The sequence below is a fragment of the Pseudomonas sivasensis genome (assembly GCF_021391435.1).
GTDB classification, from domain to species: Bacteria; Pseudomonadota; Gammaproteobacteria; order Pseudomonadales; family Pseudomonadaceae; genus Aquipseudomonas; species Aquipseudomonas sivasensis.
The window spans coordinates 5,628,916-5,650,915 of the sequence record NZ_CP090029.1 but is presented as its reverse complement, the minus strand read 5'-3'; the positions used below and the strand labels follow the sequence as shown (position 1 = coordinate 5,650,915).

26 protein-coding genes are annotated in these 22,000 nt (G+C 54.7%); all 26 read left to right on the top strand.

Going from position 1 to position 22,000, the window contains the following annotated elements; translation table 11 throughout:
- Window positions 1-176: 176 nt before the first annotated feature.
- Window positions 177-4,250 (top strand): DNA-directed RNA polymerase subunit beta, encoded by a 4,074-nt coding sequence (gene rpoB, locus LRO94_RS25675; protein ID WP_032884533.1) that lies wholly within the window; start codon window positions 177-179, stop codon window positions 4,248-4,250.
- Window positions 4,251-4,314: 64 nt separating this feature from the next.
- Window positions 4,315-8,514 (top strand): DNA-directed RNA polymerase subunit beta', encoded by a 4,200-nt coding sequence (gene rpoC / locus LRO94_RS25670; protein ID WP_032884534.1) that lies wholly within the window; start codon window positions 4,315-4,317, stop codon window positions 8,512-8,514.
- 217 nt (window positions 8,515-8,731) lie between these two features.
- The gene (gene rpsL / locus LRO94_RS25665) at window positions 8,732-9,103 is read left to right on the top strand and encodes a 30S ribosomal protein S12 (protein ID WP_002555494.1); all 372 of its coding nucleotides are present in this window, start codon (window positions 8,732-8,734) and stop codon (window positions 9,101-9,103) included.
- A gap of 118 nt (window positions 9,104-9,221) precedes the next feature.
- Window positions 9,222-9,692, top strand: coding sequence for a 30S ribosomal protein S7 (gene rpsG, locus LRO94_RS25660; protein WP_002555493.1), 471 nt, complete (start codon window positions 9,222-9,224; stop codon window positions 9,690-9,692).
- 30 nt (window positions 9,693-9,722) lie between these two features.
- Window positions 9,723-11,828 (top strand): elongation factor G, encoded by a 2,106-nt coding sequence (gene fusA, locus LRO94_RS25655; protein WP_010206921.1) that lies wholly within the window; start codon window positions 9,723-9,725, stop codon window positions 11,826-11,828.
- Window positions 11,829-11,858: 30 nt separating this feature from the next.
- Window positions 11,859-13,052 carry an elongation factor Tu gene (tuf, locus tag LRO94_RS25650; RefSeq protein WP_003176426.1) on the top strand — a complete coding sequence of 398 codons (1,194 nt, stop codon included), beginning with the start codon at window positions 11,859-11,861 and terminating at the stop codon, window positions 13,050-13,052.
- 158 nt (window positions 13,053-13,210) lie between these two features.
- Window positions 13,211-13,522 carry a 30S ribosomal protein S10 gene (rpsJ, locus tag LRO94_RS25645; protein WP_003186070.1) on the top strand — a complete coding sequence of 104 codons (312 nt, stop codon included), beginning with the start codon at window positions 13,211-13,213 and terminating at the stop codon, window positions 13,520-13,522.
- Window positions 13,523-13,603: 81 nt separating this feature from the next.
- Window positions 13,604-14,239, top strand: coding sequence for a 50S ribosomal protein L3 (gene rplC, locus LRO94_RS25640; RefSeq protein WP_003194649.1), 636 nt, complete (start codon window positions 13,604-13,606; stop codon window positions 14,237-14,239).
- Window positions 14,240-14,251: 12 nt separating this feature from the next.
- Window positions 14,252-14,854, top strand: a complete 603-nt coding sequence (rplD, locus tag LRO94_RS25635; protein ID WP_017135963.1) for a 50S ribosomal protein L4 — start codon at window positions 14,252-14,254, stop codon at window positions 14,852-14,854.
- Window positions 14,851-15,150 (top strand): 50S ribosomal protein L23, encoded by a 300-nt coding sequence (gene rplW, locus LRO94_RS25630; RefSeq protein ID WP_002555488.1) that lies wholly within the window; start codon window positions 14,851-14,853, stop codon window positions 15,148-15,150. The genes rplD and rplW overlap by 4 nt, the downstream gene beginning before the upstream one ends.
- A 14-nt stretch (window positions 15,151-15,164) precedes the next feature.
- A complete protein-coding gene (rplB, locus tag LRO94_RS25625; RefSeq protein WP_032884535.1) occupies window positions 15,165-15,989 on the top strand; it encodes a 50S ribosomal protein L2 in 825 nt (274 codons plus the stop codon).
- 16 nt (window positions 15,990-16,005) lie between these two features.
- Window positions 16,006-16,281 (top strand): 30S ribosomal protein S19, encoded by a 276-nt coding sequence (gene rpsS, locus LRO94_RS25620; RefSeq protein ID WP_003232420.1) that lies wholly within the window; start codon window positions 16,006-16,008, stop codon window positions 16,279-16,281.
- Between the two features lie 11 nt (window positions 16,282-16,292).
- Window positions 16,293-16,625 (top strand): 50S ribosomal protein L22, encoded by a 333-nt coding sequence (rplV, locus tag LRO94_RS25615; protein WP_003103908.1) that lies wholly within the window; start codon window positions 16,293-16,295, stop codon window positions 16,623-16,625.
- Window positions 16,626-16,638: 13 nt separating this feature from the next.
- Window positions 16,639-17,325 carry a 30S ribosomal protein S3 gene (rpsC, locus tag LRO94_RS25610; RefSeq protein WP_003176422.1) on the top strand — a complete coding sequence of 229 codons (687 nt, stop codon included), beginning with the start codon at window positions 16,639-16,641 and terminating at the stop codon, window positions 17,323-17,325.
- A 12-nt stretch (window positions 17,326-17,337) separates the two neighbouring features.
- The gene (gene rplP / locus LRO94_RS25605; protein WP_003232424.1) at window positions 17,338-17,751 is read left to right on the top strand and encodes a 50S ribosomal protein L16; all 414 of its coding nucleotides are present in this window, start codon (window positions 17,338-17,340) and stop codon (window positions 17,749-17,751) included.
- Complete coding sequence (gene rpmC, locus LRO94_RS25600) at window positions 17,751-17,942, top strand: 50S ribosomal protein L29 (RefSeq protein WP_002555481.1); 192 nt, start codon at window positions 17,751-17,753, stop codon at window positions 17,940-17,942. Before rplP ends, rpmC begins: the two co-directional genes overlap by 1 nt.
- A 2-nt stretch (window positions 17,943-17,944) precedes the next feature.
- Window positions 17,945-18,211 carry a 30S ribosomal protein S17 gene (gene rpsQ / locus LRO94_RS25595; RefSeq protein WP_003176419.1) on the top strand — a complete coding sequence of 89 codons (267 nt, stop codon included), beginning with the start codon at window positions 17,945-17,947 and terminating at the stop codon, window positions 18,209-18,211.
- Window positions 18,212-18,234: 23 nt separating this feature from the next.
- Window positions 18,235-18,603: a 50S ribosomal protein L14 gene (gene rplN / locus LRO94_RS25590; protein WP_002555479.1), complete on the top strand. Its 369-nt coding sequence runs from the start codon at window positions 18,235-18,237 to the stop codon at window positions 18,601-18,603.
- 11 nt (window positions 18,604-18,614) lie between these two features.
- A complete protein-coding gene (gene rplX / locus LRO94_RS25585) occupies window positions 18,615-18,929 on the top strand; it encodes a 50S ribosomal protein L24 (RefSeq protein WP_003176416.1) in 315 nt (104 codons plus the stop codon).
- Between the two features lie 20 nt (window positions 18,930-18,949).
- A complete protein-coding gene (gene rplE / locus LRO94_RS25580; protein WP_003176415.1) occupies window positions 18,950-19,489 on the top strand; it encodes a 50S ribosomal protein L5 in 540 nt (179 codons plus the stop codon).
- Window positions 19,490-19,502: 13 nt separating this feature from the next.
- On the top strand, window positions 19,503-19,808 hold the full coding sequence (gene rpsN / locus LRO94_RS25575) for a 30S ribosomal protein S14 (protein WP_003176414.1): 306 nt from the start codon (window positions 19,503-19,505) through the stop codon (window positions 19,806-19,808).
- A gap of 208 nt (window positions 19,809-20,016) precedes the next feature.
- The gene (rpsH, locus tag LRO94_RS25570) at window positions 20,017-20,409 is read left to right on the top strand and encodes a 30S ribosomal protein S8 (RefSeq protein WP_010566853.1); all 393 of its coding nucleotides are present in this window, start codon (window positions 20,017-20,019) and stop codon (window positions 20,407-20,409) included.
- Between the two features lie 12 nt (window positions 20,410-20,421).
- Window positions 20,422-20,955, top strand: coding sequence for a 50S ribosomal protein L6 (gene rplF, locus LRO94_RS25565; protein ID WP_003176412.1), 534 nt, complete (start codon window positions 20,422-20,424; stop codon window positions 20,953-20,955).
- Window positions 20,956-20,965: 10 nt separating this feature from the next.
- The gene (gene rplR, locus LRO94_RS25560; RefSeq protein ID WP_003176410.1) at window positions 20,966-21,316 is read left to right on the top strand and encodes a 50S ribosomal protein L18; all 351 of its coding nucleotides are present in this window, start codon (window positions 20,966-20,968) and stop codon (window positions 21,314-21,316) included.
- Window positions 21,317-21,319: 3 nt separating this feature from the next.
- Window positions 21,320-21,820, top strand: a complete 501-nt coding sequence (gene rpsE / locus LRO94_RS25555; RefSeq protein WP_003176409.1) for a 30S ribosomal protein S5 — start codon at window positions 21,320-21,322, stop codon at window positions 21,818-21,820.
- A 2-nt stretch (window positions 21,821-21,822) separates the two neighbouring features.
- Entirely contained in the window at window positions 21,823-21,999 is a 177-nt protein-coding gene (gene rpmD, locus LRO94_RS25550; protein ID WP_003176408.1) for a 50S ribosomal protein L30, read from the top strand.
- Window position 22,000: the final 1 nt, after the last annotated feature.

The window sequence follows — 22,000 nt, the reverse complement described above, 5'->3', positions numbered from 1 at the left end:
GATGGCTGGTGGCTCTTGCCACCGGCCTTTTTCCGTTATTGGCTGTCGACTCGGTCGCCGCCATTAACGCGCTGTAGCCACCCGAAGTGGTGGTGCAAACCATGGGGTTTGCAAGATTTTCTGGCTGCTCCCGTCGGAGGGGCCAAACAAGCAGGTGACCAAGCTGGGGAACGCTGATGGCTTACTCATATACTGAGAAAAAACGTATCCGCAAGGACTTTAGCAAGTTGCCGGACGTCATGGATGTCCCGTACCTTCTGGCTATCCAGCTGGATTCGTATCGTGAATTCTTGCAGGCGGGAGCGACCAAAGATCAGTTCCGCGACGTGGGCCTGCATGCGGCCTTCAAATCCGTTTTCCCGATCATCAGCTACTCCGGCAATGCTGCGCTGGAGTACGTCGGTTATCGCCTGGGCGAACCGGCATTTGATGTCAAAGAATGCGTGTTGCGCGGTGTTACGTACGCCGTACCTTTGCGGGTAAAAGTCCGTCTGATCATTTTCGACAAAGAGTCGTCGAATAAAGCGATCAAGGACATCAAAGAGCAAGAAGTCTACATGGGTGAAATCCCACTGATGACTGAAAACGGTACCTTCGTTATCAACGGTACCGAGCGTGTTATCGTTTCTCAGCTGCATCGTTCACCGGGTGTGTTCTTCGATCACGACCGCGGCAAGACGCACAGCTCCGGCAAACTCCTGTACTCCGCGCGGATCATTCCGTACCGCGGTTCTTGGTTGGACTTCGAGTTCGATCCTAAAGACTGCGTGTTCGTGCGTATCGACCGTCGCCGTAAGCTGCCAGCTTCTGTGCTGCTGCGCGCGCTCGGCTATACCACCGAGCAGGTGCTGGACGCTTTCTACACCACCAACGTATTCAGCCTGAAGGATGAAACCCTCAGCCTGGAGCTCATCGCATCGCGTCTGCGTGGTGAAATTGCTGTCCTGGATATCCAGGATGAGAATGGCAAGGTAATCGTTGAGGCTGGCCGTCGTATTACTGCGCGCCACATCAACCAGATCGAAAAGGCCGGTATCAAGTCGCTGGAAGTGCCTCTGGACTACGTCCTGGGTCGCACTACCGCCAAGGTCATCGTTCACCCGGCTACAGGCGAAATCCTGGCTGAGTGCAATACCGAGCTGAACACTGAGATCCTGGCCAAAATCGCCAAGGCTCAGGTTGTTCGCATCGAGACCCTGTACACCAACGATATCGACTGCGGTCCGTTCGTCTCTGACACGTTGAAGATTGACTCCACCAGCAACCAACTGGAAGCGCTGGTCGAGATCTATCGCATGATGCGTCCTGGCGAGCCACCAACCAAAGACGCTGCTGAGACCCTGTTCAACAACCTGTTCTTCAGCCCTGAGCGTTACGACCTGTCTGCGGTCGGTCGGATGAAGTTCAACCGTCGTATCGGTCGTACCGAGATCGAAGGTTCGGGCGTGTTGTGCAAAGAAGACATCGTTGCGGTACTGAAGACTCTAGTCGACATCCGTAACGGTAAAGGCATCGTCGATGACATCGACCACCTGGGTAACCGTCGTGTTCGCTGCGTAGGCGAAATGGCCGAGAACCAGTTCCGTGTTGGTCTGGTGCGTGTTGAGCGTGCGGTCAAAGAGCGTCTGTCGATGGCTGAAAGCGAAGGCCTGATGCCGCAAGACCTGATCAACGCCAAGCCAGTGGCTGCGGCGGTGAAAGAGTTCTTCGGTTCCAGCCAGCTCTCGCAGTTCATGGACCAGAACAACCCTCTCTCCGAGATCACCCACAAGCGCCGTGTTTCCGCTCTGGGCCCGGGCGGTCTGACCCGTGAGCGTGCTGGCTTTGAAGTTCGTGACGTACACCCGACGCACTACGGTCGCGTTTGCCCGATCGAAACACCGGAAGGTCCGAACATCGGTCTGATCAACTCCTTGGCGGCCTACGCGCGCACCAACCAATACGGTTTCCTCGAGAGCCCGTACCGTGTGGTGAAAGACGCTCTGGTCACTGACGAGATCGTGTTCCTGTCCGCCATCGAAGAAGCTGATCACGTGATCGCTCAGGCTTCGGCCACGATGAACGACAAGAAAGTCCTGATTGACGAGCTGGTAGCTGTTCGTCACCTGAATGAGTTCACCGTTAAGGCGCCGGAAGACGTCACCTTGATGGACGTTTCGCCGAAGCAGGTAGTTTCGGTTGCAGCGTCGCTGATCCCGTTCCTGGAGCACGATGACGCCAACCGTGCGTTGATGGGTTCCAACATGCAGCGTCAAGCTGTACCGACCCTGCGCGCTGACAAGCCACTGGTAGGTACCGGCATGGAGCGTAACGTAGCGCGTGACTCCGGCGTTTGCGTCGTGGCTCGTCGTGGCGGCGTGATCGACTCTGTTGATGCCAGCCGTATCGTGGTTCGTGTTGCTGATGATGAAGTTGAAACTGGCGAAGCCGGTGTCGACATCTACAACCTGACCAAATACACCCGCTCGAACCAGAACACCTGCATCAATCAGCGACCGCTGGTGAGCAAGGGTGATCGCGTCCAGCGTAGCGACATCATGGCCGACGGCCCGTCCACCGACATGGGTGAACTGGCACTGGGTCAGAACATGCGCATCGCGTTCATGGCGTGGAACGGCTTCAACTTCGAAGACTCCATCTGCCTGTCCGAGCGTGTTGTTCAAGAAGACCGCTTCACCACGATCCACATTCAGGAACTGACCTGTGTGGCACGTGACACCAAGCTTGGGCCGGAGGAGATCACTGCGGACATCCCGAACGTGGGTGAAGCTGCACTGAACAAGCTGGACGAAGCCGGTATCGTTTACGTAGGTGCTGAAGTTGGCGCAGGCGACATCCTGGTTGGTAAGGTCACTCCGAAAGGCGAGACCCAACTGACTCCGGAAGAGAAGCTGTTGCGTGCCATCTTCGGTGAAAAAGCCAGCGACGTTAAAGACACCTCCCTGCGTGTACCTACTGGTACCAAGGGTACTGTCATCGACGTACAGGTCTTCACCCGTGATGGCGTTGAGCGTGATGCTCGTGCGCTGTCCATCGAGAAGACTCAGCTCGACGAGATCCGCAAGGACCTGAACGAAGAGTTCCGTATCGTTGAAGGCGCGACCTTCGAGCGTCTGCGTTCCGCTTTGGTAGGCCACAAGGCTGAAGGCGGCGCAGGTCTTAAGAAAGGTCAGGACATCACCGACGAAATCCTCGACGGTCTTGAGCACGGCCAATGGTTCAAACTGCGCATGGCTGAAGATGCTCTGAACGAGCAGCTCGAGAAGGCCCAGGCGTACATCGTTGATCGCCGCCGTCTGCTGGACGACAAGTTCGAAGATAAGAAGCGCAAACTGCAGCAGGGCGATGACCTGGCTCCAGGCGTTCTGAAAATCGTCAAGGTTTACCTGGCAATCCGTCGTCGCATCCAGCCGGGCGACAAGATGGCCGGTCGTCACGGTAACAAAGGTGTGGTCTCCGTGATCATGCCCGTTGAAGACATGCCGCACGATGCCAATGGCACTCCGGTCGACGTGGTCCTCAACCCGCTGGGCGTACCTTCGCGTATGAACGTTGGTCAGATCCTTGAAACCCACCTGGGCCTTGCGGCCAAAGGTCTGGGCGAGAAGATCAACCGTATGATCGAAGAGCAGCGCAAGGTCGCAGACCTGCGTAAGTTCCTGCACGAGATCTACAACGAGATCGGCGGTCGCAACGAAGAGTTGGACACCTTCTCCGACCAGGAAATCCTGGATCTGGCGAAGAACCTGCGCGGTGGCGTTCCGATGGCTACCCCGGTGTTCGACGGTGCCAAGGAAAGCGAAATCAAGGCCATGCTGAAACTGGCAGACCTGCCAGAAAGCGGCCAGATGCAGCTGTTCGACGGCCGTACCGGCAACAAGTTTGAGCGCCCGGTTACTGTTGGCTACATGTACATGCTGAAGCTGAACCACTTGGTAGACGATAAGATGCACGCTCGTTCTACCGGTTCGTACAGCCTGGTTACCCAGCAGCCGCTGGGTGGTAAGGCTCAGTTCGGTGGTCAGCGTTTCGGGGAGATGGAGGTCTGGGCACTGGAAGCATACGGTGCTGCTTACACTCTGCAAGAAATGCTCACAGTGAAGTCGGACGATGTGAACGGTCGGACCAAGATGTACAAAAACATCGTGGACGGCGATCACCGTATGGAGCCGGGCATGCCCGAGTCTTTCAACGTGTTGATCAAAGAAATTCGTTCCCTCGGCATCGATATCGATCTGGAAACCGAATAACACGTGACGCGAATCGAGAGCGGGGCTGTTTAGCCCGCTCTCTGCTCCGCCAGGAGGAAAGGCCTTGAAAGACCTACTGAATTTGCTGAAAAACCAGGGTCAAGTCGAAGAGTTCGACGCCATCCGTATTGGGTTGGCATCGCCTGAGATGATCCGTTCGTGGTCGTTCGGTGAAGTTAAAAAACCGGAAACCATCAACTACCGTACGTTCAAACCTGAACGTGACGGCCTGTTCTGCGCCAAGATCTTTGGCCCGGTAAAGGATTACGAGTGCCTGTGCGGTAAGTACAAGCGCTTGAAACACCGTGGTGTGATCTGCGAGAAGTGTGGCGTTGAAGTTGCACTGGCCAAGGTTCGTCGTGAGCGCATGGCGCACATCGAACTGGCTTCGCCGGTTGCTCACATCTGGTTCCTGAAATCGCTGCCGTCCCGTATCGGTTTGCTGATGGACATGACCCTGCGTGATATCGAGCGCGTTCTCTACTTCGAGAGCTATGTCGTTATCGACCCAGGCATGACCACCCTTGAAAAGGGTCAGTTGCTGAACGACGAGCAGTACTTCGAAGCGCTGGAAGAGTTCGGCGACGATTTCGATGCCCGCATGGGTGCCGAAGCGGTCCGCGAACTGTTGCACGCTATCGACCTGGAACACGAGATTGGCCGTCTGCGTGAAGAAATTCCGCAAACCAACTCCGAAACCAAGATCAAGAAGCTGTCCAAGCGTCTGAAGTTGATGGAAGCCTTCCAGGGTTCCGGCAACTTGCCAGAGTGGATGGTGCTGACCGTTCTGCCGGTTCTGCCGCCAGACCTGCGTCCGCTGGTACCGTTGGACGGCGGTCGTTTTGCGACCTCCGACCTCAACGACCTATACCGTCGCGTGATCAACCGTAACAACCGCTTGAAGCGCCTGCTTGATCTGTCCGCTCCGGACATCATCGTGCGCAACGAAAAGCGTATGTTGCAAGAAGCGGTTGATGCCCTGCTTGACAACGGTCGTCGTGGTCGCGCTATCACGGGTTCCAACAAGCGTCCTCTGAAATCCCTGGCCGACATGATCAAGGGTAAGCAAGGTCGTTTCCGTCAGAACTTGCTCGGTAAGCGTGTTGACTACTCCGGTCGTTCGGTAATTACCGTAGGCCCGACCCTGCGCCTGCACCAGTGCGGTCTGCCTAAGAAGATGGCTCTCGAGCTGTTCAAGCCGTTCATCTTCGGCAAGCTGGAAATGCGCGGTCTCGCGACCACCATCAAAGCGGCCAAGAAAATGGTCGAGCGCGAACTGCCAGAGGTTTGGGACGTTCTTGCTGAAGTGATTCGCGAACACCCGGTCCTCCTCAACCGTGCACCGACCCTTCACCGTCTGGGTATCCAGGCGTTTGAACCGGTACTGATCGAAGGTAAGGCTATTCAGCTGCACCCTCTGGTCTGTGCTGCGTACAACGCCGACTTCGACGGCGACCAAATGGCCGTGCACGTACCGCTGACGCTGGAAGCCCAGCTGGAAGCGCGTGCGTTGATGATGTCGACCAACAACATTCTGTCGCCAGCCAACGGTGAGCCAATCATCGTTCCGTCGCAGGACGTTGTATTGGGTCTGTACTACATGACGCGTGAAGCGATCAACGCCAAAGGCGAAGGTCGTGTATTTGCGGACTTGCAGGAAGTTGACCGTGTGTTCCGTGCCGGCGAAGCCGCATTGCACGCCAAGGTCAAGGTGCGGATCCACGAAACCGTCAACGATCGTGATGGCGGAAGCGTGAGCAACGTTCGTATCGTCGACACTACTGTCGGCCGTGCACTGTTGTATCAAGTTGTGCCAAAAGGTCTGTCGTACGATGTCGTCAACCTGCCGATGAAGAAAAAGGCGATCTCCAAGTTGATCAACCAGTGCTACCGCGTGGTTGGTTTGAAAGAGACTGTTATCTTCGCTGACCAGTTGATGTACACCGGTTTTGCTTATTCGACCATTTCCGGCGTTTCCATCGGTGTTAACGACTTTGTTATTCCGGATGAAAAAGCCCGCATCATCAGTGCTGCTACTGACGAAGTGAAAGAGATCGAAAGCCAGTACGCCTCGGGCCTGGTAACACAGGGCGAGAAGTACAACAAAGTGATCGACCTTTGGTCCAAGGCGAACGATGAAGTTTCCAAGGCGATGATGGCCAACCTCTCGAAAGAGAAAGTCATCGACCGTCATGGCGTCGAAGTCGACCAGGAGTCCTTCAACTCGATGTACATGATGGCCGACTCGGGCGCGCGGGGTTCTGCTGCGCAGATCCGTCAGCTCGCCGGTATGCGTGGCCTGATGGCCAAGCCGGACGGTTCCATCATCGAAACGCCGATTACTGCGAACTTCCGTGAAGGTTTGAGCGTACTTCAGTACTTCATCTCCACTCACGGCGCTCGTAAAGGTCTGGCGGATACCGCGTTGAAAACCGCTAACTCCGGTTACCTGACACGTCGTCTGGTAGACGTTGCACAAGATCTGGTTGTAACCGAGATCGATTGCGGCACCGAGCACGGCCTGCTCATGACTCCGCACATTGAAGGCGGTGACGTTGTAGAGCCGCTGGGTGAGCGCGTATTGGGTCGTGTTATTGCGCGTGACGTGTTCAAGCCAGGTACTGAGGAAATCATCGTTCCTGCCGGCACTCTGGTTGATGAGAAGTGGGTCGAGTTCATCGAACTCAACAGCATCGACGAAGTGATTGTTCGCTCGCCGATTAGCTGCGAAACCCGCTACGGTATTTGCGCCAAGTGCTATGGCCGTGACTTGGCTCGTGGTCACCAGGTGAATATCGGTGAAGCGGTCGGCGTTATCGCTGCCCAATCCATCGGTGAGCCGGGTACCCAGCTGACCATGCGTACGTTCCACATCGGTGGTGCGGCAAGCCGGACCTCCGCAGCTGACAGCGTTCAGGTGAAGAATGGCGGTACTGTCCGTCTGCACAACCTGAAGCACGTTGAGCGAGTGGATGGCTGTCTGGTTGCGGTATCCCGTTCCGGTGAGCTGGCAATCGCTGACGACTACGGTCGTGAGCGTGAGCGTTACAAGCTGCCGTATGGTGCTGTGATTTCGGTTAAAGAAGGTGACAAGGTCGACGCTGGCGCAATCGTGGCCAAGTGGGATCCGCACACTCACCCAATCGTTACCGAAATGAAAGGTACCGTGACCTACGTGGGCATGGAAGAAGGCATCACGATCAAGCGTCAGACTGACGAATTGACCGGTATGACCAACATTGAAGTACTCGACGCGAAAGATCGTCCAGCTGCCGGTAAAGACATCCGTCCTGCCGTTAAGATGGTCGATGACAACGGCAAGGACTTGTTGCTGCCAGGCACTGACGTAATCGCTCAGTACTTCCTGCCAGCTAACGCCCTGGTCGGTGTAGCGGATGGTGCGAAGATTGCGATCGGTGATGTTATCGCTCGTATCCCGCAAGAAACTTCGAAGACCCGTGACATCACCGGTGGTCTGCCGCGTGTTGCCGACTTGTTCGAAGCTCGTCGTCCGAAAGAAGCATCGATTCTGGCTGAAGTCAGCGGCACCATCGCGTTCGGTAAAGAGACCAAAGGCAAGCGCCGTCTGGTTATTACCCCGAACGACGGTAGCGATCCGTACGAAGAGCTGATTCCGAAGTGGCGTCACCTGAACGTCTTCGAAGGCGAACAGGTAAACCGCGGCGAAGTTATCTCCGACGGCCCGAGCGATCCACACGACATCCTGCGTCTGCTGGGTGTGAGTGCGCTGGCCAAGTACATCGTTAACGAGATCCAGGATGTTTATCGTCTGCAAGGCGTGAAGATCAACGATAAGCACATTGAGACCATCCTGCGTCAGATGCTGCGTAAAGTTGAAATCGCTGAATCCGGCGATTCCAGTTTCATCAAGGGCGACCAGATGGAACTGACTCACGTACTGGTAGAGAACGAGCGTCTGGCTGGCGACGAGAAATTCGTATCCAAGTTCACTCGTGTTCTGCTGGGTATCACCAAGGCGTCGTTGTCTACTGAGTCGTTCATCTCGGCGGCCTCCTTCCAGGAGACCACTCGCGTACTGACCGAAGCAGCGGTAACCGGTAAGCGCGATTACTTGCGCGGCCTGAAAGAAAACGTGGTCGTGGGTCGTCTGATCCCGGCTGGTACCGGTTTGGCTTACCACAGCGAGCGTAAGCGCCGCCGTGATGCTGACAAGCCGCTGCGCGTAAGCGCCAGTGAAGTGGAAGCTGCACTGACCGAAGCGCTGAACTCAAGCGGTAACTGAGTTCTGCAATAAATAAGTCTGGGCCCTGGCAGTCCCATTCGTCGGATCGAGGCAATTTTGCCCCGGTTCGACGAGAGGGGAGGTCGGGGCCTTGCCTTGACTGGGGGCAAGATCCTCTTTAGACTCTTGTACCCCTAAATTTGGCGGGAACTCGTTCCTGCCATTTTTGCTTTTCTTGCAAGACAATAGCGTCGCAAGACAACAGTGGAGCTAGTAGATGGCAACTATCAACCAGCTGGTACGTCAGCCGCGTAAGCGTATCGTCGAGAAATCCGACGTGCCTGCGCTGCAGAACTGCCCGCAACGTCGTGGCGTATGCACTCGCGTGTATACCACTACGCCGAAAAAACCTAACTCGGCACTGCGTAAAGTGTGCCGTGTGCGTCTGACCAACGGTTTCGAGGTTTCCTCGTACATCGGCGGTGAAGGCCACAACCTGCAAGAGCACAGCGTGGTGCTGATTCGTGGCGGTCGTGTAAAAGACTTGCCAGGTGTTCGTTATCACACCGTACGCGGCTCCTTGGATACTTCCGGCGTTAAAGGTCGTAACCAGGGTCGTTCGAAGTACGGTACCAAGAAGCCTAAGTAGTAGCGGCTTTTTGTAAAACTGAACCATCTTATTTTCTGAGTCGATAAGAGTAAGGTCGGAGGCGTCCCGAAAGGGCACTGATTCCGAGCGAACCTGAAGACCGTTTGAGGGCTTATCCATGCCAAGAAGACGCGTAGCAGCCAAGCGCGAAGTGCTTGACGATCCAAAATACGGAAGCCAAATTCTGGCCAAGTTCATGAACCACGTGATGGAAAGCGGCAAGAAAGCCGTTGCCGAGCGTATCGTTTATGGCGCGCTGGAAAAGGTTAAAGAACGCAAGAACAGCGACCCCCTGGAAATCTTCGAGAAAGCTCTCGACGCCATCGCTCCGCTGGTCGAAGTGAAGTCGCGCCGTGTAGGCGGCGCTACTTATCAGGTTCCGGTTGAAGTTCGTCCGTCCCGTCGTAACGCCCTGGCAATGCGCTGGTTGGTAGACTTCGCCCGTAAGCGCGGCGAGAAGTCTATGGCTCTGCGTTTGGCTGGCGAACTGTTGGACGCTGCTGAAGGTAAAGGTGCTGCTGTTAAGAAGCGTGAAGACGTGCACCGTATGGCTGAAGCTAACAAAGCTTTCTCGCACTACCGCTTCTAATCTTAGCTTCACTAATTTTGCGAGGGCTTTATGGCTCGTACTACTCCGATTAGCCGCTACCGTAACATCGGTATCGTTGCTCACGTGGATGCTGGTAAAACCACCACCACCGAGCGCGTACTGTTTTACACCGGCAAAAGTCACAAAATGGGCGAGGTGCATGATGGCGCCGCGACCACAGACTGGATGGTTCAGGAGCAGGAGCGTGGTATTACCATTACTTCTGCTGCTATTACCGCCTTCTGGAAAGGTTCTGAGAAGCAGTACAAAGACGAGCATCGCTTCAACGTAATCGATACCCCGGGCCACGTAGACTTCACCATTGAAGTTGAACGTTCCCTGCGCGTACTCGATGGCGCTGTCGTTGTGTTCTGTGGTACTTCGGGTGTTGAGCCTCAGTCGGAAACCGTATGGCGTCAAGCCAACAAATACGGCGTTCCACGTCTTGTTTACGTAAACAAGATGGACCGTGCTGGTGCCAACTTCCTGCGCGTGATCGGTCAGATCAAGCAGCGTCTGGGTCACACTCCGGTGCCAATCCAACTGGCTATCGGTTCCGAGGACAACTTCCAGGGTCAGATCGATCTGATCAACATGGAAGCGGTCTACTGGAATGATTCCGACAAAGGTATGGTTCCTGTTCGTAAGCCTATCCCTGCTGAACTGCAGGAACTGGCTGACGAGTGGCGCAACAACATGGTTGAGGCTGCTGCCGAAGCCAGCGAAGAGCTGATGAACAAGTACCTCGAAGGTGAAGAACTCACCAACGTGGAAATCAAGGCCGCTCTGCGTCAGCGTACTATCGCTGGTGAGATCGTCTTGGCTGTTTGCGGTTCCTCGTTCAAGAACAAGGGTGTTCCCCTGGTTCTCGATGCTGTGATCGACTACCTGCCTGCTCCAACCGACATTCCTGCTATCAAGGGTACCAACCCTGATAACGAGGAAGAGGAAATGGAGCGTCATGCAGACGACAGCGAGCCGTTCTCGGCCCTGGCGTTCAAGATCGCTACCGACCCATTCGTGGGTACCTTGACTTTCGTCCGCGTTTACTCGGGCGTGTTGGCGTCCGGCGACGGTGTGATCAACTCGGTTAAAGGTAAGAAAGAGCGCGTGGGTCGTATGGTGCAAATGCACGCAAACGCCCGTGAAGAGATCAAGGAAGTGCGCGCTGGTGACATCGCGGCCCTGATCGGCATGAAGGATGTCACCACTGGTGAGACTTTGTGCGACGCTGCTAAGCCAATCATCCTGGTTCGCATGGACTTCCCGGAGCCAGTTATTTCGGTTGCCGTAGAGCCTAAGACCAAGGATGACCAGGAAAAAATGGGTATCGCTTTGGGCAAGCTTGCTCAGGAAGATCCATCTTTCCGCGTTAAGACTGATGAAGAGACTGGTCAAACGATCATCTCTGGCATGGGCGAGCTGCACCTGGACATCCTGGTTGACCGGATGCGCCGTGAGTTTAACGTCGAAGCCAACATCGGTAAGCCTCAGGTTTCCTATCGTGAGCGCATCACGAAAAACTGTGAAATCGAAGGCAAGTTCGTTCGTCAGTCCGGCGGTCGTGGTCAGTTCGGTCACTGCTGGATCCGTTTTGCTCCTGCTGACGAAGGTCAGGAAGGTCTGCAATTCGTGAACGAAGTAGTGGGTGGTGTTGTTCCTAAGGAATACATCCCTGCTATCCAGAAGGGTATCGAAGAGCAGATGAAGAACGGTGTTGTTGCCGGCTATCCGCTGATCGGCCTGAAAGCAACCGTTTTTGACGGTTCTTACCACGACGTCGACTCCAACGAGATGGCGTTTAAGGTGGCTGCTTCCATGGCAACCAAGCAACTGGCCCAAAAGGGCGGTGGTGAGTTGCTTGAGCCAATCATGGCGGTAGAAGTTGTTACACCTGAAGACTATATGGGTGATGTCATGGGCGACCTTAACCGTCGTCGCGGCATGATCTTGGGTATGGAAGACACGGTTTCCGGCAAAGTGATTCGCGCCGAGGTTCCGTTGGGTGAGATGTTCGGTTATGCGACCGACGTTCGCTCCATGTCCCAGGGTCGCGCAAGCTACTCTATGGAATTCAAAAAATACAACACAGCTCCGGCGCACATCGCTGAAACTGTATCCAAAAAACAAGGCTGATTCAGTCCTTTAGGCAAGGAGTTAATTGTCGTGGCTAAAGAAAAATTTGATCGTTCCCTACCGCACGTCAACGTTGGCACCATCGGTCACGTTGACCATGGTAAAACCACTCTGACTGCTGCTCTGACTCGCGTTTGCTCCGAAGTGTTCGGTTCCGCAATCGTTGATTTCGATAAAATCGACAGCGCGCCAGAAGAAAAAGCTCGTGGTATCACCATCAACACTGCGCACGTTGAATACAACTCGCTGATCCGTCACTACGCTCACGTTGACTGCCCAGGTCACGCCGACTATGTGAAGAACATGATCACCGGTGCTGCCCAGATGGACGGCGCGATCCTGGTTTGCTCGGCCGCTGATGGTCCGATGCCACAAACCCGTGAGCACATCCTGCTGTCCCGCCAGGTTGGCGTTCCGTACATCGTGGTTTACCTGAACAAGGCTGACCTGGTAGACGACGCTGAGCTGCTGGAACTGGTTGAGATGGAAGTGCGCGATCTGCTGAGCACTTACGACTTCCCAGGTGACGACACTCCGATCATCATCGGTTCTGCTCGTATGGCTCTGGAAGGCAAAGACGACAACGAAATGGGCACCACGTCCGTTCGTAAACTGGTTGAGACTCTGGACAGCTACATCCCAGATCCAGTTCGTGTTATCGACAAGCCGTTCCTGATGCCAATCGAAGACGTATTCTCGATCTCCGGTCGTGGTACTGTTGTGACTGGTCGTATCGAGCGCGGTATCGTTAAGGTTCAAGATCCACTGGAAATCGTTGGTCTGCGTGACACTACCGTCACCACCTGCACCGGTGTTGAAATGTTCCGTAAGCTGCTCGACGAAGGTCGTGCGGGCGAGAACTGCGGCGTTCTGCTGCGTGGTACCAAGCGTGACGACGTTGAGCGTGGCCAGGTTCTGGTTAAGCCGGGTTCGGTTAAGCCGCACACCAAGTTCGAAGCTGAAGTGTACGTGCTGAGCAAAGAAGAAGGCGGTCGTCACACTCCGTTCTTCAAAGGCTACCGTCCACAGTTCTACTTCCGTACTACCGACGTTACTGGTAACTGCGAACTGCCGGAAGGCGTAGAAATGGTAATGCCAGGCGACAACATCAAAATGGTTGTCACCCTGATCAAAACCATCGCTATGGAAGACGGTCTGCGCTTCGCAATCCGTGAAGGCGGCCGTACCGTTGGTGCTGGCGTTGTAGCTAAAATCATCGAGTAATTATCTCTTCTGAGATAGCTCTGATGTTTTGAGGAGGCCCCCGCTTAGCGGGGGCCTTTTTATTGGGTTGACACCCATCTGGGCCGTCTATAGAATTGCGCCTCCTTTTAACGGGCGTATTGCGCTCGGTGGGAATAGCAGCCGGAGTCTGAAATCCAATGCAAAATCAGCAAATCCGTATCAGGTTGAAGGCTTTTGACCATCGCCTGATCGACCAATCCACCCAGGAAATCGTGGAAACCGCGAAACGTACTGGTGCTCAAGTGCGTGGTCCAATTCCACTGCCTACCCGTAAAGAGCGGTTCACCGTTCTGGTCTCCCCGCACGTCAACAAAGACGCGCGTGACCAGTACGAGATCCGTACTCATAAGCGCGTACTGGACATCGTCCAGCCAACGGATAAAACCGTTGATGCACTTATGAAGCTTGATCTGGCGGCCGGTGTGGAAGTTCAGATCAGCCTCGGCTAAGACTTGGGTCTTAGTCGTGTAACGCTCTGAAATGGGCGGCCATAGCGGGTGAAAGCCCCGTACACTCATGAGGTTTACAACATGACTATTGGTGTAGTCGGTCGTAAATGCGGTATGACCCGTATTTTCACCGAAGAAGGTGTCTCCATTCCGGTTACGGTCATTGAGATCGAACCGAATCGCGTCACCCAGTTCAAAACTGAAGAGACCGATGGCTATCGTGCAGTGCAAGTCACTGTCGGCGAGCGTCGTGCTTCGCGCGTGACTGCTGCTCAAGCAGGTCACTTCGCTAAAGCAAACGTTGCAGCTGGTCGCACTGTTATGGAGTTCCGTCTTGAAGATGGCGACTACCAGGCTGGCGATCTGATCAACGCTGAAATCTTTGCCGCTGGTCAACTGGTTGATGTAACCGGTCAGTCCAAAGGTAAAGGCTTCCAGGGTACGATCAAGCGTTGGAATTTCCGTGGTCAAGATAACACTCACGGTAACTCCGTCTCCCACCGCGTCCCGGGCTCTATTGGCCAGTGCCAGACTCCTGGTCGTGTATTCAAGGGCAAAAAAATGTCCGGTCATATGGGCGCTGAGCGCGTGACCGTGCAGTCCCTCGAAGTAGTGCGCGTCGACGCTGAACGCAATCTGTTGTTGGTCAAGGGTGCTGTTCCTGGCGCTACTGGCGGCAACCTGGTTGTACGTCCAGCGGCCAAGGCTCGCGGTTAAGGGGAAGCTGACATGCAATTAAATGTAAATGACGCTCAAGCGATCGAAGTTTCCGAACTGACATTTGGCGGCGAATTCAACGAGACGCTCGTTCACCAAGCAGTCGTGGCCTATATGGCCGGCGGCCGTCAAGGTAGCAAGCAGCAAAAGACCCGTTCCGACGTTCGTGGTGGCGGTAAGCGCCCATGGCGTCAGAAAGGCACTGGCCGTGCTCGTGCCGGTACTATCCGTAGCCCAATCTGGCGTGGCGGCGGTACCACTTTCGCAGCTCGTCCACAGGATCACACTCAGAAGCTCAACAAGAAGATGTACCGCGCAGCTCTGCGCTCCATCCTTGCTGAACTCGTGCGTACTGATCGTCTGGTCGTGGTTCAGGACTTCGCTGTTGAAAGTCCAAAAACCAAAGATCTGCTGGGCAAACTGAACAACATGAGCCTGACCGATGTTTTGATCGTGTCTGAAGCTGTTGATCAGAACCTGTACCTGGCTGCTCGCAACCTGCCACACGTTGATGTACGTGACGTGCAAGGTTCCGATCCAGTTAGTCTGATCGCATACGACAAGGTGTTGATCACCGTGTCGGCCGTGAAGAAATTCGAGGAGCTGCTGGGATGAACCAGGAACGCGTATTTAAAGTTCTGCTTGGCCCGCACGTTTCCGAAAAGGCTACGGTTCTGGCTGACAAGAAAGGCCAGTTCGTTTTCAAGGTTGCAACTGACGCAACCAAGCTGGAAATCAAGAAGGCCGTCGAAAGCCTGTTCAGCGTGAAAGTAGAGCGTGTTACTACCCTGAATGTTCTGGGTAAGAGCAAGCGCACTGCTCGCGGTCTGGGCAAGCGTAATGACTGGAAGAAGGCAGTTATCTCCCTTCAGCCAGGCCAAGATCTCGATTTCAGCAGCAGTGCTGAGTAAGGAAGGGGTGCATCATGGCAATCGTTAAATGCAAACCGACTTCCCCTGGCCGCCGTTTTGTGGTCAAGGTGGTCAACCAGGAGCTGCATAAAGGCGCTCCTCACGCACCGCTGCTCGAGAAAAAATCGAAGACTGGTGGTCGTAACAACAATGGTCGTATTACCACTCGTCACATCGGTGGTGGCCATAAGCAGCATTATCGTTTGGTCGACTTCCGTCGCAACGACAAAGATGGCATCACTGCCACTGTTGAGCGTATCGAATACGATCCAAACCGTACTGCTCACATCGCTCTGCTGCTGTACGCAGATGGCGAGCGTCGCTACATCATCGCACCTAAAGGTGTGAGTGCTGGCGACCAGCTGATCGCAGGTGCCTTGGCGCCGATCAAGCCGGGCAACGCTCTGCAGCTGCGTAACATTCCAGTTGGTAGCACCGTACACGGCATCGAATTGAAGCCAGGTAAAGGCGCGCAAATCGCTCGTTCCGCTGGTGCTTCGGCTCAGCTGATCGCTCGTGAAGGTGTCTACGTGACCCTGCGTCTGCGTTCTGGTGAGATGCGTAAAGTTCTGGCTGAATGCCGCGCGACCCTAGGTGAAGTCTCGAACTCCGAGCACAGCCTGCGTTCGCTGGGTAAAGCTGGTGCCAAGCGCTGGCGTGGCGTTCGCCCAACCGTTCGTGGTGTTGCCATGAACCCGGTTGACCACCCACACGGTGGTGGTGAAGGTCGTACCTCTGGTGGTCGTCATCCGGTATCGCCATGGGGCTTCCCGACTAAGGGCGCGAAGACTCGTGGTAATAAGCGTACCGACAAAATGATCGTCCGTCGTCGCAAGTAAATAGAGGGATACGACAGTGCCACGTTCTCTGAAAAAAGGTCCTTTTATTGATCTTCACCTACTGAAGAAGATCGAAGTGGCGGCGGAAAAGAACGATCGCAAACCGGTGAAAACCTGGTCGCGTCGTTCGATGATCCTGCCACAAATGGTCGGTCTGACCATCGCTGTACACAACGGTCGCTTGCACGTCCCAGTTCTCGTGAACGAAGACATGGTCGGCCACAAACTAGGCGAGTTTGCCGGTACCCGCACTTATCGTGGGCACGTGGCAGACAAGAAAGCCAAGCGTTAAGGGGTTAGGAAATGGAAGTAGCCGCTAAGTTGTCGGGCGCTCGAATCTCCGCCCAGAAAGCCCGCTTGGTCGCCGACCAGATCCGCGGGAAGAAGGTGGGCGAAGCGCTCAACCTGTTGGCTTTCAGCAGTAAGAAAGCCGCCGAGATCATGAAGAAAGTGCTGGAGTCGGCCGTAGCCAACGCCGAGCATAACGAAGGCGCAGACGTTGATGACCTGAAGGTCAGCACCGTTTTCGTCAACGAAGGGCGTTCGCTGAAGCGCATCATGCCACGTGCCAAAGGCCGTGCTGATCGCATCGTCAAGCGGTCTTGCCATATCACTGTCAAGGTTGCTGACAAGTAACGGAGTCGAAGAGATGGGTCAGAAAGTACATCCCATTGGCATTCGCCTGGGAATCGTCAAGGAGCACACCTCCGTCTGGTACGCAGACGGTCGGACTTATGCGGACTATTTGTTCGCTGATCTGAAGGTGCGTGAGTATCTCCAAGACAAACTAAAAAGCGCGTCCGTAAGCCGTATCGATATCCATCGTCCGGCACAAACTGCACGTATCACCATCCACACCGCTCGTCCAGGTATCGTTATCGGGAAGAAAGGTGAAGATGTTGAGAAACTGCGTCAGGACCTGACCAAGCAAATGGGTGTGCCTGTGCACATCAATATCGAAGAGATCCGTAAGCCGGAGCTCGACGGTATGCTGGTTGCGCAGAGCGTAGCTCAGCAGCTGGAGCGTCGCGTAATGTTCCGTCGCGCTATGAAGCGCGCCGTACAGAACGCCATGCGCATTGGTGCCAAAGGCATCAAAATCCAAGTGAGCGGTCGTCTCGGCGGTGCTGAAATCGCACGTACTGAATGGTATCGCGAAGGTCGTGTGCCACTGCACACCCTGCGTGCCGACATCGACTATGCCAACTACGAAGCTCACACCACTTATGGTGTGATCGGTGTAAAGGTTTGGATCTTCAAAGGCGAAGTAATTGGTGGTCGCCAAGAAGAACTGAAACCACAAGCACCAGCGCCTCGTAAAAAAGCTGCTAAGTAAGGGGTACGCCAAATGTTGCAACCAAAGCGTACGAAGTTCCGCAAGCAGATGACAGGCCACAACCGTGGTCTGGCTCAGCGCGGTAGCAAAGTCAGCTTCGGCGAGTTCGCGCTGAAGTCTGTAGCTCGTGGTCGTCTCACCGCTCGTCAGATCGAGTCAGCGCGTCGTGCACTGACCCGTCACGTTAAACGTGGCGGCAAGATCTGGATCCGTGTATTCCCGGACAAGCCGATCTCCAAAAAGCCCCTCGAAGTTCGGATGGGTAAAGGTAAGGGTAACGTGGAATACTGGGTAGCCCAGATTCAGCCAGGCAAAGTCCTGTATGAAATCGAGGGTGTAACTGAAGAGCTGGCGCGTGAGGCTTTTGCCCTGGCTGCTGCAAAGCTGCCGCTCGCCACCGCCTTTGTTAAACGGACGGTGATGTGATGAAAGCGAATGAACTTCGTGAAAAATCCGCACAGCAGCTGAACGAGCAACTGCTCGGCCTGCTGCGCGACCAGTTCAATCTGCGTATGCAGAAAGCAACTGGCCAGTTGGGGCAGTCTCATCTGCTCTCGCAAGTTAAGCGTGACATTGCTCGCGTGAAGACTGTGCTCAACCAGCAGGCAGGTAAGTGATCATGGCTGAAGCCGAAAAGACTGTCCGTACGCTGACTGGCCGTGTTGTCAGCGACAAGATGGACAAAACCATCACCGTTTTGATCGAGCGTCGCGTTAAGCACCCGATCTACGGTAAATATGTTAAGCGTTCGACTAAGCTGCACGCGCACGACGAAACCAATCAGTGCCACATCGGCGACAAGGTCACTATTCGTGAAACTCGTCCGCTGGCCAAGACCAAGTCTTGGGCGCTGGTTGATGTTCTCGAACGCGCTGTGGAAGTCTAAGGACTAGGGGTCGGAGAAATTATATGATTCAGACTCAATCCATGCTCGATGTGGCCGATAACAGCGGCGCTCGCCGTGTTATGTGCATCAAGGTGCTGGGTGGCTCCCATCGTCGTTACGCTGGTATCGGTGACATCATCAAAGTTACCGTGAAGGAAGCAATTCCTCGCGGTAAGGTGAAAAAAGGCCAAGTGATGACTGCTGTTGTAGTCCGCACTCGTCACGGTGTACGCCGTGCAGACGGCTCTATTATCCGCTTTGATGGCAACGCTGCTGTTCTTCTGAACAACAAGCAAGAGCCGATCGGCACCCGTATCTTTGGGCCAGTGACGCGTGAACTTCGTACTGAGAAGTTCATGAAGATCGTCTCGCTCGCCCCAGAAGTGCTGTAAGGAGATCCGACATGCAAAAGATTCGTCGTGACGACGAGATCATCGTGATCGCCGGCAAAGACAAAGGTAAGCGCGGTAAGGTTCTTAAGGTTCTCGCTAATAACCGTCTGGTTATTGGTGGTCTGAACCTGGTTAAGCGCCATACCAAGCCTAACCCTATGTCGGGCGTGCAGGGCGGTATCGTCGAAAAAGAAGCTCCTCTGGACGCTTCTAACGTCGCCATTTTCAACGGCGAAACCAACAAGGCTGACCGCGTTGGTTTTAAAGTAGAAGATGGCAAGAAAATTCGTGTCTTCAAGTCGACCCAAAAAGCGGTTGATGCTTGAACACTGCTAGGTAGAAGACCATGGCACGACTAAAAGAGATTTACTGGAAAGAAATCGCACCGAAGCTTAAGGAAGAACTTAAGCTCTCGAACGTGATGGAAGTTCCACGCGTTACCAAAATCACCCTGAACATGGGTTTGGGCGAAGCGGTCGGTGACAAAAAAGTCATCGAGCACGCTGTTGCTGACCTGGAAAAGATCACCGGTCAAAAAGTCGTTGTGACTTACGCTCGGAAATCCATCGCTGGCTTTAAAGTCCGTGAAGGTTGGCCGATCGGCGTCAAAGTGACTCTGCGCCGTGAGCGTATGTACGAATTCCTGGATCGTCTGCTGTCGATCTCCCTGCCTCGGGTTCGCGACTTCCGCGGCCTGAATGCCAAGTCCTTCGATGGTCGTGGTAACTACAGCATGGGCGTGAAAGAGCAGATCATCTTCCCGGAAATCGACTACGACAAGATCGATGCTCTCCGCGGTCTGGACATCACCCTGACCACCACTGCCAAGAACGATGATGAAGGTCGCGCTCTGTTGCGTGCTTTCAAATTCCCGTTCCGCAACTGATTGGAGTAGGACCATGGCCAAGATGAGCATGAAAAACCGCGAGCTGAAGCGTCAGCTCACGGTTGCCAAGTACGCCAAGAAGCGTGCAGCACTGAAAGCAATCATCGTTGATCTGAACGCAAGTCCAGAAGCGCGTTGGGAAGCTACAGTTGCTTTGCAGAAGCAGCCACGTGACGCAAGCGCTTCGCGCATGCGTAACCGCTGCCGCCTGACCGGTCGTCCACACGGCGTTTACCGCAAGTTCGGCCTCGGCCGTAACAAACTGCGTGAAGCGGCAATGCGTGGTGACGTACCAGGTCTGGTTAAAGCTAGCTGGTAAGTACTTTCAGCGTCTAGGGGGTCTGCATCGCAAGATACTGACCGCCGGTGACCTTGAATCTGGAACAAGCCCCTTTTGGGGCTTGTTTCATTTCCGGAGTGTGTCTAAAATACGCGGCTCGCCTGAGCCCGTGTTTTTTACGCTCGGAGATTCTCGGCGACATATGTAGCCGCAAGGCTAATTTTTTTGTATTAGGAGCGTCTAGCCCATGAGTATGCAGGACCCGTTAGCGGACATGCTAACTCGTATCCGTAATGCCCAGATGGCTGAAAAGTCCGTCGTAAGCATGCCATCTTCCAAGTTGAAGGTAGCTGTTGCCAAAGTCCTGAAAGACGAAGGCTACATTGCGGGTTATCAGATCAGCAGCGAAACCAAGCCACTGCTGTCCATCGAGCTGAAGTACTTCGAAGGCCGTTCGGTCATCGAGGAAGTGAAGCGCGTTAGCCGTCCAGGCCTGCGTCAGTACAAGTCCGCTGAAGATCTGCCGAAAGTTCGTGGCGGTCTTGGCGTGTCTATCGTCTCCACCAACAAAGGTGTGATGACGGATCGTGCTGCGCGCGCTGCCGGTGTCGGCGGCGAAGTTCTTTGCACTGTGTTCTAAGGGGGGATAAGCATGTCTCGCGTCGCTAAGAACCCCGTTAAGCTGCCAGCCGGTGTCGAAGTCAAATTCGCAGGCCAACAGCTTTCGGTGAAGGGTGCCAAGGGCACTCTTGAACTGAACATCCATTCGTCCGTTGAGATCGTTGAAGAAGCTGGTGAGCTGCGTTTCGCTGCTCGCAATGGCGATCAACAAACTCGCGCAATGGCCGGTACCACGCGTGCGTTGGTAAACAACATGGTCCAAGGCGTAAGCCAAGGCTTCGAGCGCAAGCTCCAGCTGGTCGGTGTTGGTTACAAAGCGCAAGCAAAAGGCACGGTTTTGAACCTTGCCCTTGGCTTCTCGCACCCAGTGGATTACGAACTGCCGGAAGGCATCACCGCTGAGACCCCTAGCCAAACCGATATCCTGATCAAGGGTATTGATAAGCAGCTGGTAGGTCAGGTGGCCGCTGAGATCCGCGACTTCCGTCCACCAGAGCCTTACAAAGGCAAAGGTGTGCGCTACGCGGACGAAGTCGTCCGTCGTAAAGAAGCCAAGAAGAAGTAGGGCATAGCAAATGACCGACAAAAAAGTTACTCGACTGCGTCGCGCTCGCAAAGCACGCCTGAAAATGCACGAACTCGAAGTCGTGCGTCTCTGCGTGTACCGCTCGTCGCAGCACATCTACGCCCAGGTCATCTCGGCCGACGGCAACCAAGTCCTGGCAAGCGCCTCGACTTTGGATAAAGAACTGCGTGATGGTGCCACTGGCAACATCGACGCGGCCACTAAGGTTGGCCAGCTGGTCGCTACGCGTGCTAAGGCCGCGGGCGTCTCGCAAGTGGCTTTCGACCGCTCTGGCTTCAAGTACCACGGCCGCGTGAAAGCGCTGGCTGATGCTGCTCGTGAAGCTGGGCTGGAGTTCTAAGTTATGTCAAATAACGACCAAAAGCGCGACGAAGGCTACATTGAGAAGCTGGTTCAAGTTAACCGCGTAGCTAAAACCGTTAAAGGCGGCCGTATCTTCACTTTCACTGCGTTGACCGTGGTAGGTGATGGTAAAGGGCGCGTTGGCTTCGGCCGTGGCAAGTCACGTGAAGTGCCTGCTGCGATCCAGAAGGCAATGGAAGCTGCTCGTCGCAACATGATCCAAGTTGATTTGAACGGTACCACTCTGCAGTACGCAATGAAGTCCGCCCATGGCGCTTCGAAGGTGTACATGCAGCCTGCCTCTGAAGGTACCGGTATCATCGCTGGCGGCGCTATGCGTGCTGTCCTCGAAGTTGCTGGTGTTCAGAACGTTCTGGCCAAGTGCTACGGCTCGACTAACCCTGTAAACGTGGTTCACGCCACTTTCAAAGGTTTGAAAGCCATGCAATCTCCTGAGTCCATCGCTGCTAAGCGTGGTCTGACTGTCAAGGAGATCTTCTGATCATGGCTACCGTTAAAGTAACGCTGATCAAAAGCATGACCGGCCGCATTCCTAACCACAAACTGTGTGTTAAAGGTTTGGGTCTGCGTCGCATCGGTCACACTGTAGAAGTCCAGGATACTCCCGAGAATCGCGGGATGATCAATAAGGCTTACTACATGCTGCGTGTAGAGGGTTAAT